Genomic DNA, 15,380 nt, shown 5'->3' on the forward strand with positions numbered 1-15,380 from the left:
CAGCCAGGGCTGGCGGCGCGTCTTGTCACCGCGTATTCGCCAGAAGACATGAGCAGGGGGCGGCACTCCCAGTAGCCGAATATATGTTCGGCACCAGTTGGATCGGCCTTGCCAGGGGGTGTTTCGGCTTGATGCGTACACATCTTTGCCTGCGTCTGTGAGCAAAGATCAAGCCTTCGTTCACCTATGGGTAAGTTAGCTCCGCAGGCATCCAAGCTCCCTGACCTGCGGCTGCTGCGTAGCCCCGAAGGCATGTAGCCCTACCGGCGGGTAAGGCGATGGTGTGTCGCAACGCTTGCGCACGCACCCCCTACTTGCTCTAGGCTGCTGGATCTACTGCAGTGGGCAGAGTGGGGGACGTGTGCGTATCAGCCGAGTTCTTATCCAGAACTATCGCAATTTTCGCAAGCTGGAGATCAACCCATTTCCTGCAAGTGCAGTAATTGTCGGCGAGAACGGAGTGGGAAAGTCAAATTTGCTCCGGGCGCTGAGGATCGTTCTAGACCCTGATCTCCCAGAAAGCGCTCGCATGCTCCGCAGCGAGGATATCTGTGATTACGCAGAGGTTGGTCTAGCTGAAGGCGTTGAGGTCCGGATTGAAGTTGATCTCACTGACTTTGAAGGAAACAGGAAGGCTGAGGCCGCCCTCGACGGGTGCTTCGTAAGCCTCGACCCTTTGACGGCCCGCATCACCTATTTCTTTCATCCCCTCAGGGGCATTGGAGAAGAAACAAAAGCTTCAGGCCTTACACGCGATGACTACACCTGGGAGGTCGGAGGAGGGCCCGAGGGGAAGCGAGATGCAAAATATCTGCGGCGCGACGTCCCCTTCACTGTCCTCCCTGCCCTGCGAGACGCAGTGGGCGACCTATCTCGTTGGCGTGACTCACCCCTGCAAGAACTTCTTGAAGTTCGCCCCCCTAGCAGGGACTCGCTCGAGCTAGCCGCACAACGCATCTCTGATGCCATGGATGAGCTTGCGAAGGCGCCTGAGCTGAGCGAGGTCTCGAAGGACCTTTCTCAGCGTTTGCAGTTGATGGCAGGAAATCGACTCTCTATTGAGCCGAATTTTGGGTTTGCCTCAAGTGACGCGGATAGGCTGCTGAGGGCGATCCGGATGTTTGTGGACTCGGCGCGGATTAGGAGTGTTGCTGACACATCCACCGGCGCCGCCAACGTCATCTATTTGGCATTGCTCTTGGAGCGCTTGAGCGGTCGACAGAAGACTGACTCTATTTTGCAGTCCATCCTTGCTGTGGAAGAGCCGGAAGCTCACCTTCATCCGGTTCTCCAGCGGCAGGTTTTCCGTTATTTGCTCAAGCATGAGCCAGCGCTGATTGTTAGCACGCACAGCCCTAATATCGCTGCAGTATCACGGCTCGAGTCGCTGGTGCTACTACGACCTGGTTCTGACGGGTCCACTGTAGCTTCATACACTTCCAGGATTGAGCTCGAAGAAAGGCAGCATCAAGACCTGGAACGGTACCTTGATGTGAGCCGCGCTGAGATTCTATTTTGTTCAGCGGCCATCCTTGTGGAAGGCACCGCTGAAGTTTACGTAATCCCGGCCCTGGCTAAGTCTCTAGGATTCGACCTTGATTTCCACGGGGTGATCGTGGGGAATATATCTGGAACGGATTTCAAGCCTTTCCGGACCTTGTTGGGAGAGTCCGCCCTAGCTGTTCCGCATGTCATTGTTACCGACGGAGACCCAACTAGTAAAAAGGGCGATTACATTCACTTGGGGTTGCGTCGGGCAGCAAAGCTTATTCCTGCGCCCAGGAAGGCGGAATTTGACATGCGTATCGAATCCCTCATCTCCGCCAAGGACACGGCTTCTAGTGCCCCCCTTAGGCTTGAGGCTGCTGAAGCGGATGTCTTCATTGGGCCGAAGACCCTAGAAGTAGATGTGGCCGGCTTGCTGCATAAGGAGATGGTTCTCGCTCACACTGAACTAGAGGAGTCGACAAAGCTCCGAGTTAAATTCGACGAAGCTGTGTACGCCCTCAGGTCGGGAAGCGAAGAATCTGAAGTTCAGGATGAGCTTCTGCGGCGGGTCAATCACGTCAGCAAGGGGCGCTTTGCCCAGCGTCTTGCTGCGCATGTGGAAGAAGCTGACCTAGCGTCCACCTTGGTGAGCCTTATTTCTAAGGTTCATGAAGAAGCTATGGATGCCAAAAGTGAGAGCGCTGAAGAGCGAGTGCAGCGCGCCCTTATTAACTATGCGCCCTATGGATACTTGCTGGCAGCGCTTGATAGAGTCTCTATTCTAGTGCGCGGGCACGGTCTATTTTCGGAATTCTCTGGAGTTGCGAATGTCTGACCAGAAGACCGTGCGGCCCGTCCTGGCTGCTGAGATTGAGCAGCTCAACCCGGCTCAGCGCATGGCAGCAATGCACAACGGCGACCTGGTTGTTCGAGCAGGACCGGGCTCAGGTAAAACGCGGACACTAGTCGCAAGAGTGGGCTACCTTCTGGAAAGCGAAATATCGCGGTACCGTGGTGTCGCAGCCCTAACTTACACCCGACATGCGGCCCAGGAAATTGTAGATCGCTTGGATCGTCTAAGTGTCAGGCCAGGACGTAGACTTACTGCAGGAACTGTTCATTCCTGGTGTCTTTCTGCAGTCCTCAGGCCGTATTCATACCTTGTAGGGCTTCCGTCGCCCGATGAATCTAAGCTCGTAGATGATAAATCCGGTGAATGGATTACTCTACTTCAGAGATGCTTCGATGTAGCTGGTGCTCTTGAAAATCCCAGATACGAGAAAGCAGCCATTACTAGGCTTCGCCGGCGGATCGCTGCTGGATATGAGGTCCAAGCAGATGACCCGATGACGCAAGCCGCAATACTGGTCGATAGGGAACTCGAAAGGCGCGGTTGGATTGATTTCGACGCAATGGTCTCTCGCAGTCTAAAGATCATCAATGAGAATCCCAAGATTGCGCGCCTAATCGTTTCTAGATACCCGTCTCTCGTAGTTGATGAATATCAAGACCTCGGCCCCGTCCTGCACAGGTTGGTAGTTACACTTCGGGATGAATTCGATATCCAGGTTTCGGCCTTTGGGGACGTAGACCAGGCGGTGATGGGATTTACTGGAGCTGAACCCGAGTTTCTGAATGAGCTATCTTCCAAAGATAAATTTGAGACCATCTCTCTTCCGCTCAATTATCGGAGTGGCCAGGCTATCATCTCTGCGAGTCAGGCAGTGCTTAATGAATCTCGTCCCTATCAAGCAACCCCCGATAGGGAAGATTTGGGAAGTATTGAGTTGGCTTACGTAGAGGACGGTGGTCTGTGGGATCACAGCAATGCAGTAATGGAGTATATTGATGAATTTTTGGCCTCCGGATTTCCTTGTCATCAAATAGCTGTGCTGTACCCAAGGAAGGGGCCCCTGCTGGATGCGCTGCTGTACGCGTTCAAGCAAAGCAGCCATGCCTATGTGCATGAGGGTGATGAAAGCCTTCCGAGGAGCGATCTAACTGACTTCATCCGAACATGTGCGGCTCGCACCTTTTCCGGATTTCAACCGATCGGGAGCCTGGCTGAAAAAGACGCCTCCGACGTTGCAACCTTGCGTGGTATTTCTCGACGTTACGCCGAATTGCGACGAAAGAGCGGACTGGTGGAGCTGGAGAGCCGTGCTTGTGACGCTTTGATCGCAGAGGTCTGCGTGGCTGCCTCATGGGGAAGCTCTGGAGACCTTCTCAGTTGGCTCAGCTTTATGGTCGAAACTCTTGAACTTAAGGCAGTGGCGAACGCGAGCAACCGAATCGGGGATAGCGAGGATCTGAAGCTCTTTTTGGATCGGTGCGAAGAGCTTGAAATAACTTTTGAGGACATGTCCTCGGCCGCGATCCGAGCTGGCAAAGTGACGCTTACTACGTATCACTCAGCTAAAGGGAGAGAGTGGGACGTTGTAATCCTTCCAGGGCTTGTTGAAGGCGTGATGCCGGGATGGAGGTGGAACCAGCGAATGAAACGCTTTGTGGAGCCCTCTGGCAGGCAACTTTCCCAAGATCGAATGGCGTTTTATGTCGGGTTGACTCGTGCGCGTTCCTCCGCCGTCCTTGTATTTGGGGATTATTGGGAGGGGAAATATGGTTATGTAAATCGATTTGGAATCTCGCGTTTTGCGCGAGACGTGATCGATCATATGAGCGCTCAGTGATGGAGGGGTCCTGCTTTACATCCAGCTGCTACGGGTTGCCGCAGCGATGAAGTCACCTCCGGCCGGTCTCGCCGACAAGGATCCTAGGATTGGGCTCTACCGGACGCCTCCAGCGATAATGGTGGCCGACGGACCAGCCTTCACGTAGCTGGGAGACTCATTCATGCTGGTATGGCCAGTGAGGGGTCTGAAGTCTAGGTGAGGAGAGCCCAGTGCCAGAGACCAGCCCTAGAGGAACGTACCTTCAGGTCGCGAACGCGATTCGCAAGGGCCTTGCTGATGGTTCCATCGCCTCGAATGAGCTACTACCGTCTGAGGCGCAACTTATGTGTCAGTTTGGCGTGGCGCGCACGACGGTACGGCGAGCGTTTCGGGAACTGGAGCTTGCCGGAGAGATCGAGACGATTGCCGGTGTTGGCCGACGGGTGAAAGGTGCGGTTCAGGGGGCCCCGTTCCAGCGGGTGGTGGATGCGCTCGTTCGGCAGGTGCGCGACGGTTCGCTTCCGACGGGGGTGAAGATTCCGAGCGAAGCCGAGTTGGCGACGGAGCACGGTGTCACACGGAACACCGTCCGTCGGGCCGTACGGGAGCTGGAGGCTGCTGGTGTCATTGAGTCGAGGCATGGGGTCGGGCGCTTCGTTCGGCAGGCTCCGAGCGCAGAAGACCAACCGTAGGCTGGTGGAATGGGACTGACCGACTGGGCGTATGACCTTGCCGAATCCCTGCTCTCCGAGCGCTTGCCCCAACGTTGGGCGCACTCTAAGCGAGTCCTTGCGCAGGCTCAGCGGCTGGCGCCGGCCCTCGGTGCTGATGCTGAGCTGCTGGCCGCAGCGGCCATTGCACACGACGTGGGCTATGCCCCTGATGCCGTCGACACCAAGCAGCACATGATCGACGGAGGTCGGTACCTCCGCGACGTGGTCGGTGCCGATGCTCGAATGTGCAGCCTGGTGGCCTTCCACACGTCGTCGCCGTGGGAGGCGGCCGAGTTGGGACTGTCCGACGTGCTCGCCGAGTTCGAGCCGGTGGTTCCCGAGCTGGTCGACGCCATCACGTACTGCGACCTGACCAGCGGACCGACCGGCGACCTGGTTGACCCTGTTCGTCGTCTCGATGAGGTCTTGCGGCGATATGGCCCCGGCCATGTGGTGTTCCGGGCGGTGTCCGCGGCGCGGCCGAGTCTGCTGGAGATGGTCAGGCGGGTGGAGAAGCGGCTGGCGGCGGCCGGCGTCCGGTAGTCAGCCGATGTGTGGCTCGGAGCGTTCCTGGAACCCGTGGTCGAGGCGGAGGCGTGTGGTGGGCGACATGTCGAGCCTCGGGAGTTCGCCGCGGGGAACCCACCGCACCTCGTAGGACTCCGAGCTGGCGGTGACGGTGCCGCTCAGGGGCCGGGCGCGGAAGCACAGAGAGAACTCCTGGCGTACCTCGCCGTCGGAGAATGCGATGACGTGCCCAGGGTCGGTATAGATGCCGACCAAGCCGACCACCTCGACCTTGATGCCGGTCTCTTCCAGCACCTCGCGGACGACCGTGCCCGTGATGTTCTCCCCGATTTCCTGGACGCCTCCGGGCATGCCCCAGCGCCCGTTGTCCGAGCGCCGCTCCAGTAGCACTTCGTGCCGGTCGTTGACGACGAACGCCGTCACGGCCGGGACGATGCTGTTCGGCTTCGGGGCGGCCGGATCGTTGAAGTAGTCGCTGCGGCTCACGTTTTCACCTCGGGAGCGGTACGGATTCGGCCCAGACCTTCTCGAAGCTCTGCTGGTATGTCGAGACCAGCGCTGCTCCGGCGATCTTGCGCAGGTGCAACACCGGCGCCATAGGGGCGCTTACCCCATAGACCTGCGTGTTGACCAGCCACTCGTCATCCGAGCGATACAGCGAGTTGTGGAGCGTCGACCGGTGCTGCCGGAACTCGATCCCCGAGACGTCGTACAGCGGGCGGTAGAGCTTCATCACCTCACGGACCTTATAGGCGACGCCCGCGCCGATCTCTTCCTCTTCCCCACGCCGTGCGATCTCCGGGCTGTCGGGGTCCCCGAGCAGGATCCGGGCCTGAACGCCGGACTGTGTTTTCAGCCTCAGTAGTTGCAGCCACCGGGGGTTCTCGGCGAGGAAGACGCCGGCGTGCACCAAGACGCCGATTTCCCGTTCGGCCCGGCCGAAGAGCTCCAGCCATAGGTCCGGCGGCACGTAGGACCGGTGCGGGTAGACCTTGAGCACTTCCGCATCTGCGGCGTCCTTCCGCTGGCCGTCGGGCAGGCCATCCGGCCACAGGTACGCCTCGTCCTCGCGCACGTACGCGGCGACGGCCAGCCGATGCCGGCGGTACGGGGCCCGCCCTTTGGTTATCCACCGTTCGACCGTCTTCGGGTCGACGCCGATGTGGTCCGCAAGCTGCTCGACGCTGATGCCGCGGGTCAGCATGGCTGAGCGCAGGCGTTCGTTCGCCATCCTTGCTCCTGGGACGTCTGGGGACGTACTCCGTGCCTCTGACGCTATCCGGGACGTCCCGCCGCGTCCAGTTCTGCGGTCTCTGAGTCCCCTGTCAGTCCGGCACTCTGATGCCACGTCAGGAAAGACGGCGAATCCGGGAGAGGGCTTGACACCTGGATGAGACCGCGTCACCGTGAGATGCACGGTCAACCATGTATCTCATGGTTGAGCGGCCCGAACAAGGCCGCTCCGACCTGCACAAACGCGCCTGCCGACGGAGGGCCTGCGCCCACCTCGGCAAGTGAAGGGGCCCCGGACGGACGGGGCCGAGGGACCCGGACCCCTGGTCAACCGGAGGGCGAGACCGAAAGGTCATGTCGTCTGTGCCTGAAGCGGGAGCGCGCTCCCGAAGAGGACGACACCACTGGCTGTGCCGCCGAGACCGGGCGGCGCGGGCTACTGCTGATCAACCCATGTCTTTTCGCCCCGGCCCGTGTTTCCCGGCCGGGGCCTCTTTGCTCGGACTCTGCCGAGCGTCCCCGGCCTGTGAGTCGGGGCGGCTGCCTCCCGGCCAAGGAAAGCGCAGCCGCCCCGCTCCGGGCCGGTCCCGTCTAACCCAAGGAGATCGACCCGTGAGGACCATCGTCTCAGGTCAGTACGCCGCTACGGCGGCGGAGTTCGTTGAGCTGGCGCTCGGCATCGACACCGAGCTGTTCACCGGCCCGGCCGGCCCGGAGTCGCCCGAGGAGCGGGCGGCGCGGTTGGACGTGGCCGGCGCGGTGCTGGCGGACCTGCGCCGGGAGGACCCGGAGCTGGCCGCCTACGCCACCGCCCTGCTCGCCACCGCCCCCGTCCCGCTGCACTCCCGGCGTCCGACCGCTGCCCGCCGCCCCGCCACCCCGGCGGGGGTGGCGGCATGAGGACCGGACCGTTCCCCGCCGTGCTCGCCCGACTGCGGCTGCTGGCCGTGCTCGCCGGCCTGGCGTGGCTGCTGGGCATCACCCCCGCCGTCCCGGTGCGGCTGCTGCTGTGTGTCATGGGCGCCATGGTCCTGGCCGTGGACGTCCTCTCCGACGCCGCCCGCCCCACCGGCCCGGCCCGCACGCCGGGCCGCGACACCCGGGGAGGTGCCCGGTGACCGCAGCCGCCCGCGAGGCCGCCGCCCGCGCCGCCGAGGCGGCCAGGGCCGCCGCTGCCGCCGCCCACGCCGCGGCCGAGGCCGCCCGCCGGGCCCGCGAGGCCGCTACCGGGGGTGCCCGGTGAAGCGCGGACCGAAGATCCTGCTGGTGCTCGGACTGCTGGCCGTGGTCGGCATGGCGTTCCGGGTCTCCTGGAACGCGCTGCGCGACGTGGCCCACGTCATCGGCGCGGACCCGGTCGCCGCCACCGTCTACCCGCTGGTGGTCGACGGCCTCATGGCGCTGGCGCTGGTGGCGGCCCTGGTGCTGCCGGAGGGCGACCGCCGGTTCGCGCTGCGGATCCTGGCCGGGTACACCGTCGCGTCGCTGGTGCTGAACTACGTGCACGGGCTGGTGCCCGGCCTGCACAATGCCGGCCGGGTGCGGCTGGCCGACTGGTCGCCCGCCAACTGGGCGCTGGTGCTGCTGGCCACCTCGCTGCCGGTCGGCTCCATCTTCTACGGCTCCGACCTGGTCGCCAAAGTGCTGCACCACCGTCCCGCGACCGGCGAAGCACCGCAGACCGTGACGAATCGGTCGGTGCCTGACCTGCCCGCACCGGCCGACCCCGCCCCCGAGCCGTCGGTCTACGCCCCGCCGCCCCCGGCCCCGACCGAGGCGGCGCCGGTCGTGCCGCTCGCCGCTCCTGTGGCCGACTCCCGTCCGACCGTGGCCGCCCGTGCGGTCCGGCCGCGCAAGCCGACCGGGAAGCTCCCGGCCGCCGCCCGGTCGCCCCGACCGGTCCGCACCCCGGACCAACTCCTCACCGAGGCGCGGGAGGCCACCGCCGGGTGGCCGGACCGGGAGCTGACGGCCGACCGCATCCGGGTCGCGGTCCGCACCTCCGCCGAGAGGGCCCGCACCCTGCGGGACGCCCTCAAGGCCGAGCGCGTCGCCGCCACCACCCCGGCCGGGCTGCACCTGGTCACCGAGGCCGCTCCGGATGCTGCGGCGGTTGAGTGATGGGCGGCCCCCGGTTCTGGGACCCCGACGGGGAGCGGTTCGGCCTGCCGACCTACCCGTGGCGGATGGCCCCGGAGGGTCTGGCGACCCGGCGGCAGCTCCGTGCCGAGGGGCTGCGGCCCGGCGGCCAGGACGTGGCTGCGCAGATCCTCTGGCGCAACCGGCGGCGCGGCGTTCGCGCGGCTTACCTCTACAGGGTCGACCTGGCTCGCCCGGTGCGGCCGATGACCCCCGCCCGCGCCGCCGCACTCGCGGCGGCGATGCGGGCCCGCCGCACCTGCCCGGTCTGCGGGCGGGATGCGGGCTACGTCCTCCCCGCCCGCTACGGCACCTGCCTGCCCTGCGCGGAACCCGCCGCAGCCGCGGCCTGAGGAACAGAGCCACTTCCAGTTGATCCGGGGCGCGCCCTCGCTTGCCGGCTTCCGGCGCGCCCCGGCACCTCCACTCATGAGAGAGGCACGCGAAGTGAACCACGACGACCACAGCGCTGACGACGAGCTGTTCGCCCGTCTGGAGGCGGATCTGACCGCCGACTTCCCCGAGACACCGGGGGGTGAGGTGGTGGACCTGGGCAAGGCCCGCACCGCCCGTCGCCCCGCCGACGGCCCCGCCGTCGTGCCGGTGGTGGGCACCGCGGCGGACGCGGACGACGACCCGGACGACACCGTGTACGTGGACGACCCGGCCGCCGCCCCCGCTGACGTGGCGGCCGAGCGGCGGCGGGAGCCGATCCTGCCGAAGTGGGCGAGCAACGCGGAGCAGTTCAAGGCCGCCGCGAAGTGGGCCGCCGGACAGGCCGCCTACGTCACCGCCTACCACGCCGCCCGCTCCCCGCTCTACGCTGCCCGCCTGACCGCCCGCGCCCCGCGCGGTGCCGCCCGGATCGTCCGCGGCGCCGGCCGGTGGGTGGCCGACACTCAGGGCGCGCCGATGCGGGCGGTGGCGGTGCGCAAGGAGGACGCGGAGCTCTACCTGCGCCTGACCCGGCAGCGGGACGCCAAGGTGCGGCTGCGGACCCTGATCGCGGCTCTGGTCGCCGCGTTCGGCGTCGCGTTCGTGGCGGTGCTGCTGGTCATGACCCCCGGCTGGACCCACCTGGCGCTCGCTGCCGCCACCGTCGCGGCGCTGGGGTGGGCCGGGGCCCCGGCCGATCAGCCCCTGGTCACCCGGGCGGTGGTGAAGACCCGGGCGCCGCGGCTCACCTCGGACATCGTGGAGCGGGCGCTGCTGGCGCTCGGGATCGGCGGCATGGGCAAGGGGGAGATCACCTTTCCCGCCCCCATCACCCGCGACGGCCCCGGCTGGCGCGCGGACGTTGACCTGCCCCACGGCGTGACGGCGGGGGACATCATGGAGCGCCGCAAGCGCCTGGCCTCCGGGCTGCGTCGTCCGCTGGGGTGCGTGTGGCCGGAGGGCAACGCGGACGAGCACGAGGGGCGGCTTGTGCTGTGGGTCGGGGACAAGGACCTGTCCAAGGCGGAGAAGATCGCGTGGCCGCTGGCCAAGTCTGGCCGCCACGACCTGTTCAAGCCGGTGCCGTTCGGCCGCAACCCGCGCGGGCAGTGGGTCGCGGTGCCGCTGGTGCAGCACAACGTGCTGTTCGGCTCCCAGCCCGGCCAGGGCAAGACCTCCTCCGTGCGGGTACTGGCCGCCGGGGCGGCGCTGGACCCCACGGCGGAGATGTGGACGCACGAGCTGAAGGGTTCCGGCGACCTGGACCCCTTCGAGCCCATCTCCCACCGGTTCGTCTCCGGCATCGACGACGACTCCATCGAGTACGCCGCCGAGTCCCTCACCCTGCTCCGCAAGGAGGTGATGCGCCGCACCGGCGCGCTGAAGAAGCTGCCGCGGGACCTGTGCCCGGACAAGCGCGTCACCCGCGAGATCGCCGACAAGCGGATCGGGCTGCACCCGCTGGTCTGCATCGTGGACGAGTGCCAGAACCTGTTCGCCCACGCCAAGGTGGGCAAGCAGGCCGGGGAGGACGCCGAGTTCATCATCAAGATCGGCCGTGCGTTCGGCGTCATCCTCATCCTGGCCACCCAGCGCCCCGACAAGGACTCCCTGCCCACCGGCGTCTCGGGGAACGTGTCGATCCGGTTCTGCCTGCGGGTCGCCGGCCAGGTCGAGAACGACATGATCCTGGGCACCTCCGCCTACAAGAACGGCATCCGCGCCACCACCTTCCGCCCCGAGGTCGACGCCGGCCTGGGCTACCTCGCCGGCGCCACGGCGACGCCGACCGTGGTGAAGACCGCCTACCTCGACACCCCCGCCACCGAGGCCATCGCCAAGCGCGCCCGCGCCATGCGCGCCGCGGCCGGCACCCTCACCGGCCACGCCGCCGGGGAGGCGCCGGAGCGCTCCGACCCGCACGCCACCCTGCTGGACGACCTGGCCGCCGTCTGGCCCGCCGGTGAGGCCCGGGTGTGGGGCGAGACCCTGACCGGCGCCCTGGCCGCCCTCCGCCCCGACGCCTACGCCGGGTGGGCCCCGGAGCAGCTGGCCGCGGCGCTGCGGCCGCTGGGCATCGAGCCGGGGCAGATCGGCCGCCGTATCGACGGCAAGACCGTCAACCGGCGCGGCTACGACCGCGCCCACATCACCGCCGCGATCGCGGAGCGTGACCGGAACCGGTCCGCCTGACCGCCCGCCCGGGGTGCTAGCGCTAGCGGGCCCACCCCGCTAGCGCTAGCACCCCCGCTAGCACCCCACAGTGCTTCCCACCAGTGCGCTAGCGCATAGCACCCTACCTGCACAAACCCCCGAAACCGGCCCCGGAGACCCCCTGTGACCCTCCTCCTGCTCGCCCTCGCCTGCCTGACCGTCGTCACGCTCGGTTACGCCGGGCTGTGTGCGGTCCAGCCGTTCGGGCCCTGCCGCGCCTGCCGCGGCATCGGCTTCCAGACCACCACCGACCGCAAGGGCCGCCTCAAGCGCGGCAAGGACTGCCGCCGTTGCAAGACCACCGGCCACCGCATCCGCACCGGCCGTCACCTCTACAACGCCTGGCGCCGCACCTACCGCGCCGGCACCCGCTGATCCCCTGCCCACGCACCGCCCGACCGATCGGGAGTCCTGCCGTGCTCATCACCTTCTCGACCGCGTTCGTCTTCGGCCTGATCACCGGCGTCCTGGTGTGGACCAAGCGCGTCGGGGTCGGCACCGCGCTCGCCGTGTGGCTGTCCGGCTTCACCCTCGCCTCCACCGGCCTGGCCGGGCCCGTCAACACCGCCCTCGCCTCCGTCATCACCGCCCTGACCCAGCTCCACTGAAAGGAGCCGCCGCCGTGTCCACGCTGCCCGCCCGGCCTGCGCCGCCCAGCGTCCGGCCGCTGGCCGCCGCCCACTTCAAGGACGCCCTGCGCGCCCTGGAGAGCGGCGACCGGCCCGCCGCCGTCCGCGCCCTGCTCGACATCGACCCCGAGTCCTGGACCGGCATCGAACACCGCCTCGCCCTGCTCGGGGAAGACCTGGCCGCCCTGCTCACCCTCGCCGCCGCGGACGTGGCCCGGTGACCGGCGACGCCGTGTTCCTCGCCGCCGCCACCGCCCCCGCCGCCCTCCTCCTGCCTCCGCTAGCCGTCGCCTGGCGGCGCTCCGCACGGCAGGGCGCGGCTGTGCTGGCGATGCTCGCCGACGAACGCGCCAAGCGCGCCGCCGGGCCGGACGACGACCCGCCGCCCCCGGACGGCGGCCAGCCCGCCGAGGCACCCGCGCACCTGGCCCCGGTCATCCCCCTGCACACCCGCACCGCCCCTGCGGCCGCCCGGCTGCGGCGCGCGATCTGAAGGCAGCCCCCGTGTCCGGTAGTCGCGGGCCGGGGGGCGCGGTGGTTCAGTGCAGCGTTCGCTGCCTCCACCACCGGCCTATGTCCCACTCGTTCACCGTGCCGATGAACGGGCTTGTACGCCGCCGTAGCCGATTGTCCAGAGGCTCCAGAAGACGTCCGAGGTCTGTTCTGGCCCGCGGTGGCAAGCGGTGCAGCACTACGTCCAGTCGGTCTCGCGCTGTGAGCCAGTCACACCCCGGACACGGACAGGGAAAGAGATCCATACGGCCGGGCTCGCAGACCGCTTCCCGGTAGCGGGCCAGGTCTGCCGCGACGTCACCCGGCAACAGGCCGTCGCTCTGCAACTCGACACGTCGGATGGCCACTCTGGTGGCGGCAGACACCCCGGCGACCTGCCGTAGGGGTCTGCCAAAGCTCAATCTCCGGTGCTGAGCGCGAAGCAGATTCGGGCGCCTACGCGGCATAGCCCTTTCGGTTCGCAGTCACAGCGTCATCCTTCCACGCTCACTGCAACCCCCGCTGCTCGATTAAGCCCGTCCACGCACGAGCCCCGGGACCGGTCGGCATCTCCCGCCAAGGTTCCGCCGCCCGCCCCGGGGCCCTACCTGATCCCGCAGCAACGAGACAGGAGATCCCAGGATGCACCCGCCCGCGCTGCCCGCGCAGCGCCACCTGCCGGCCATCCTCGCCGCGAGCGTGCCGCTCGCCGGATGGGCCGCCACCACCACCGTCCTGGCCCGCCGCCTGGACGCCGCCCGCCGCGACCCCCTGACCGGGCTGATGACCCGCGACGCGTTCACCGCCCGCGCCACCCGCCTGATCGCCCGCCGACCGGTGCTGGTGGTGCTGGTCGACCTGGACGGCTTCAAAGTTCTAAACGACGCCCGCGGCCACGCCGCCGGAGACGCCGTCCTCGCTCACACCGCCCACCGGCTCGCCGCCGCCATCGGCCCCACCGGGGCGGTCGGCCGGTTCGGCGGAGACGAGTTCACCGCCGCCCTGCCCATCGGCCCTGACATCGACCACGCCCTGACCGCGCTGTCGCTGCTGCACTCCGAGCTGACCGAACCCGTCCCATTCGGCACGGACCTGCTGCCCGTCGGCGCCTCGGTCGGCGGCCACCTGGCCGCCCCCAGCACACCGTTGGCCGACGCGCTGACGGCGGCGGACGCGGCGATGTACGCGGCCAAAAGGGGCGGCGGCGGGTGGGAGCTGTCCGAGCACCCCGCCCGCACCTACACCGCCGCCCCGCGCCGCTGGCGCCGTCACCGCCCCACCACCGCCGAGCGGAGGGCCACCTGATGTCCCCACAGCCCACCCCCGGGCGCTGCCCGGCAGCCCACCCCGAGGACCCCACCGGCTGTGACGGCCCCGCCGACGCCGTGACCATCCACGACCGGCACGGTGCCATGGTGACCGGGTGCGTGCACCACGGTGCCCGACTGCTCGCCTCCCTGGACGGCGGCCAGGTCCACCCCGGCACCGTCCCCGGGGCAGCCCTGGACGCCTACTGCCGCGCCACCGTGCTGCCGCCGTTCTGCTGGCTCAGGGAGGCCCAGTGAGCACCCCTACCGTTGTGAGGGATCTGCGGTCGTTCTCCTTCGGAGGCGGGGTGCAGTCGATGGCCGCGCTGGTGCTCGCCGCGCAGGGCCGCATCGACTACCACACGTTCCTGTTCGCCAACGTCGGGGACGACTCGGAGAACCCCGCCACCCTCACCTACGTCCAGCGCTACGCCCGCCCCTACGCCGCGGCCCACGGCATCGAGCTGACCACCCTGGACCGGGTCATGGTCCGCTCCGGCGAGACCCGCACCCTCTACGGAGAGATCACCCGGGAGGGCTCGAAGTCGCTGAAGATCCCGGTGCGGATGTCCAACGGGGCCCCCGGCACCCGCTCGTGCACCGCGGACTACAAGATCCTGGTCATCGGCCGGGAGCTCAAGCGCCGCGGCGCCACCCCCGACCACCCCGCCACGGTCGGGATCGGCATCTCCCTGGACGAGATCCACCGCGCGAATCGGCGCCGCAGCGAACCCCACGAGCACATCGCCTACCCACTGCTGGAACTCGGCCTGCGGCGGACCGACTGCGCCCGGATCATCCGCGACGCCGGACTGCCGGTGCCGCCGAAGTCCTCCTGCTGGTTCTGCCCCTTCAAGCGCCCCGAGTCCTGGCACGAGCAGCGCCGCAGCGAGCCCGAGCTGTTCGAGAAGGCGTGCCAGCTCGAAGAGCTGCTGAACCGTCGCCGCGACGAGCTGGGCAAGGACCACGTCTACCTCACCCGCTTCGGCAAGCCCCTACGGGACGCGATCCCGGACGGCGTGGACACCCTGCCCTTCGAGATCGACGACGGGGATGGGCTGTGCGACTCCGGGTGGTGCATGACATGACCCACCCCGCCCTCCCCCCGCTGGCCGGCGCCGCCACCTGGCAGGCCGTCATGCAGACCGCCGGCCACCGCTGCCAGTGCACCGGAACCTGCGGCGACCCCCACCCCCGCGGCGGCGGACGCTGCGACCGCGTCCACGGCGGCCACACCCACCGCCACGGCGGCGGCACCGTCCGCCTCCTCGCCGCCCCCGCCGATCCGGCCCGGCTCACCCTGCCCCTACACCGCGCCACAGCCCTGCCCGTCGGGGACCTGGCCGCGTGGTGCCCGCCGTGCCACGACGCGGCCCGCCGCACCGCCGCCGCCCGGACCGCCGAGGCGGCCCCGCCCGGCGCCGACGCCCTGTTCTGACCCGCACCGCGCAGGCACCCGGTCGCCAGAGCAACGTTGAATTTCAACGCTGCCAACTCCGGCCGGGCGCCTGCGTCCCTCCCGCTCGAAGG

Annotated in this window: 20 protein-coding genes; 18 read left to right on the plus strand and 2 right to left on the minus strand. The window is 67.5% G+C overall.

What is annotated here, in order from left to right; all coding sequences use genetic code 11:
* The first annotated feature begins 361 nt into the window (after positions 1-361).
* The 4 genes from LO771_RS13750 (at position 362) to LO771_RS13760 (ending at position 5,416) form a co-directional block, all read left to right on the plus strand.
* Positions 362-2,323, plus strand: a complete 1,962-nt coding sequence (locus LO771_RS13750) for an ATP-dependent endonuclease (RefSeq protein ID WP_230652074.1) — start codon at positions 362-364, stop codon at positions 2,321-2,323.
* Complete coding sequence (locus tag LO771_RS13755) at positions 2,316-4,178, plus strand: UvrD-helicase domain-containing protein (protein ID WP_230652076.1); 1,863 nt, start codon at positions 2,316-2,318, stop codon at positions 4,176-4,178. Before LO771_RS13750 ends, LO771_RS13755 begins: the two co-directional genes overlap by 8 nt.
* A 212-nt stretch (positions 4,179-4,390) precedes the next feature.
* Entirely contained in the window at positions 4,391-4,852 is a 462-nt protein-coding gene (locus LO771_RS31645) for a GntR family transcriptional regulator (RefSeq protein ID WP_374228171.1), read from the plus strand.
* Between the two features lie 9 nt (positions 4,853-4,861).
* Positions 4,862-5,416 (plus strand): HD domain-containing protein, encoded by a 555-nt coding sequence (locus LO771_RS13760; RefSeq protein WP_230652078.1) that lies wholly within the window; start codon positions 4,862-4,864, stop codon positions 5,414-5,416.
* Here the strand turns inward: LO771_RS13760 and LO771_RS13765 are convergent, their stop codons facing one another.
* Both LO771_RS13765 and LO771_RS13770 read right to left on the minus strand, forming a co-directional pair.
* Complete coding sequence (locus LO771_RS13765) at positions 5,417-5,887, minus strand: NUDIX domain-containing protein (protein WP_230652080.1); 471 nt, start codon at positions 5,885-5,887, stop codon at positions 5,417-5,419.
* A gap of 4 nt (positions 5,888-5,891) precedes the next feature.
* Positions 5,892-6,632 (minus strand): helix-turn-helix transcriptional regulator, encoded by a 741-nt coding sequence (locus LO771_RS13770; RefSeq protein WP_230652082.1) that lies wholly within the window; start codon positions 6,630-6,632, stop codon positions 5,892-5,894.
* A 614-nt stretch (positions 6,633-7,246) separates the two neighbouring features.
* On the opposite strand from LO771_RS13770, the gene LO771_RS13775 reads away from it, so the two are divergent.
* The 14 genes from LO771_RS13775 (at position 7,247) to LO771_RS13835 (ending at position 15,288) form a co-directional block, all read left to right on the plus strand.
* Positions 7,247-7,534: a hypothetical protein gene (locus tag LO771_RS13775; RefSeq protein ID WP_230652084.1), complete on the plus strand. Its 288-nt coding sequence runs from the start codon at positions 7,247-7,249 to the stop codon at positions 7,532-7,534.
* Positions 7,531-7,752 (plus strand): hypothetical protein, encoded by a 222-nt coding sequence (locus LO771_RS13780; RefSeq protein WP_230652086.1) that lies wholly within the window; start codon positions 7,531-7,533, stop codon positions 7,750-7,752. The genes LO771_RS13775 and LO771_RS13780 overlap by 4 nt, the downstream gene beginning before the upstream one ends.
* Positions 7,749-7,877 carry a hypothetical protein gene (locus tag LO771_RS30655; RefSeq protein WP_255744274.1) on the plus strand — a complete coding sequence of 43 codons (129 nt, stop codon included), beginning with the start codon at positions 7,749-7,751 and terminating at the stop codon, positions 7,875-7,877. Before LO771_RS13780 ends, LO771_RS30655 begins: the two co-directional genes overlap by 4 nt.
* The gene (locus LO771_RS13785) at positions 7,874-8,755 is read left to right on the plus strand and encodes a DUF2637 domain-containing protein (RefSeq protein ID WP_230652088.1); all 882 of its coding nucleotides are present in this window, start codon (positions 7,874-7,876) and stop codon (positions 8,753-8,755) included. The genes LO771_RS30655 and LO771_RS13785 overlap by 4 nt, the downstream gene beginning before the upstream one ends.
* A complete protein-coding gene (locus tag LO771_RS13790) occupies positions 8,755-9,126 on the plus strand; it encodes an RRQRL motif-containing zinc-binding protein (protein WP_230652090.1) in 372 nt (123 codons plus the stop codon). The genes LO771_RS13785 and LO771_RS13790 overlap by 1 nt, the downstream gene beginning before the upstream one ends.
* Before the next feature lie 94 nt (positions 9,127-9,220).
* Positions 9,221-11,401: a cell division protein FtsK gene (locus tag LO771_RS13795; protein ID WP_230652092.1), complete on the plus strand. Its 2,181-nt coding sequence runs from the start codon at positions 9,221-9,223 to the stop codon at positions 11,399-11,401.
* A gap of 144 nt (positions 11,402-11,545) precedes the next feature.
* A complete protein-coding gene (locus LO771_RS13800; protein ID WP_230652094.1) occupies positions 11,546-11,797 on the plus strand; it encodes a hypothetical protein in 252 nt (83 codons plus the stop codon).
* Between the two features lie 41 nt (positions 11,798-11,838).
* Positions 11,839-12,030, plus strand: a complete 192-nt coding sequence (locus LO771_RS13805; RefSeq protein ID WP_230652096.1) for a hypothetical protein — start codon at positions 11,839-11,841, stop codon at positions 12,028-12,030.
* A 14-nt stretch (positions 12,031-12,044) separates the two neighbouring features.
* Entirely contained in the window at positions 12,045-12,272 is a 228-nt protein-coding gene (locus LO771_RS13810; protein ID WP_230652098.1) for a hypothetical protein, read from the plus strand.
* On the plus strand, positions 12,269-12,544 hold the full coding sequence (locus LO771_RS13815; RefSeq protein WP_230652100.1) for a hypothetical protein: 276 nt from the start codon (positions 12,269-12,271) through the stop codon (positions 12,542-12,544). The genes LO771_RS13810 and LO771_RS13815 overlap by 4 nt, the downstream gene beginning before the upstream one ends.
* Positions 12,545-13,185: 641 nt before the next feature.
* Positions 13,186-13,848 carry a GGDEF domain-containing protein gene (locus LO771_RS13820; RefSeq protein WP_230652102.1) on the plus strand — a complete coding sequence of 221 codons (663 nt, stop codon included), beginning with the start codon at positions 13,186-13,188 and terminating at the stop codon, positions 13,846-13,848.
* Positions 13,848-14,108: a hypothetical protein gene (locus LO771_RS13825; protein ID WP_230652104.1), complete on the plus strand. Its 261-nt coding sequence runs from the start codon at positions 13,848-13,850 to the stop codon at positions 14,106-14,108. The genes LO771_RS13820 and LO771_RS13825 overlap by 1 nt, the downstream gene beginning before the upstream one ends.
* Positions 14,105-14,938, plus strand: a complete 834-nt coding sequence (locus LO771_RS13830; protein ID WP_308188898.1) for a phosphoadenosine phosphosulfate reductase — start codon at positions 14,105-14,107, stop codon at positions 14,936-14,938. The genes LO771_RS13825 and LO771_RS13830 overlap by 4 nt, the downstream gene beginning before the upstream one ends.
* On the plus strand, positions 14,935-15,288 hold the full coding sequence (locus tag LO771_RS13835; protein ID WP_230652106.1) for a hypothetical protein: 354 nt from the start codon (positions 14,935-14,937) through the stop codon (positions 15,286-15,288). The genes LO771_RS13830 and LO771_RS13835 overlap by 4 nt, the downstream gene beginning before the upstream one ends.
* The last annotated feature ends 92 nt before the right edge of the window (positions 15,289-15,380 follow it).

It is taken from the genome of Streptacidiphilus sp. ASG 303 (genome assembly GCF_020991365.1).
Lineage (GTDB): Bacteria > Actinomycetota > Actinomycetes > Streptomycetales > Streptomycetaceae > Peterkaempfera.

Excerpts from the sequence above, each read along its gene's own strand:
- LO771_RS13825 (WP_230652104.1), top strand. The coding sequence starts at position 13,848 with ATGTCCCCACAGCCCACCCCCGGGCGCTGCCCGGCAGCCCACCCCGAG.
- LO771_RS13790 (WP_230652090.1), top strand. The coding sequence starts at position 8,755 with ATGGGCGGCCCCCGGTTCTGGGACCCCGACGGGGAGCGGTTCGGCCTG.
- LO771_RS13835 (WP_230652106.1), top strand. The coding sequence starts at position 14,935 with ATGACCCACCCCGCCCTCCCCCCGCTGGCCGGCGCCGCCACCTGGCAG.
- LO771_RS13770 (WP_230652082.1), bottom strand. The coding sequence starts at position 6,632 with ATGGCGAACGAACGCCTGCGCTCAGCCATGCTGACCCGCGGCATCAGC.
- LO771_RS13755 (WP_230652076.1), top strand. The coding sequence starts at position 2,316 with ATGTCTGACCAGAAGACCGTGCGGCCCGTCCTGGCTGCTGAGATTGAG.
- LO771_RS13760 (WP_230652078.1), top strand. The coding sequence starts at position 4,862 with ATGGGACTGACCGACTGGGCGTATGACCTTGCCGAATCCCTGCTCTCC.
- LO771_RS13780 (WP_230652086.1), top strand. The coding sequence starts at position 7,531 with ATGAGGACCGGACCGTTCCCCGCCGTGCTCGCCCGACTGCGGCTGCTG.
- LO771_RS13820 (WP_230652102.1), top strand. The coding sequence starts at position 13,186 with ATGCACCCGCCCGCGCTGCCCGCGCAGCGCCACCTGCCGGCCATCCTC.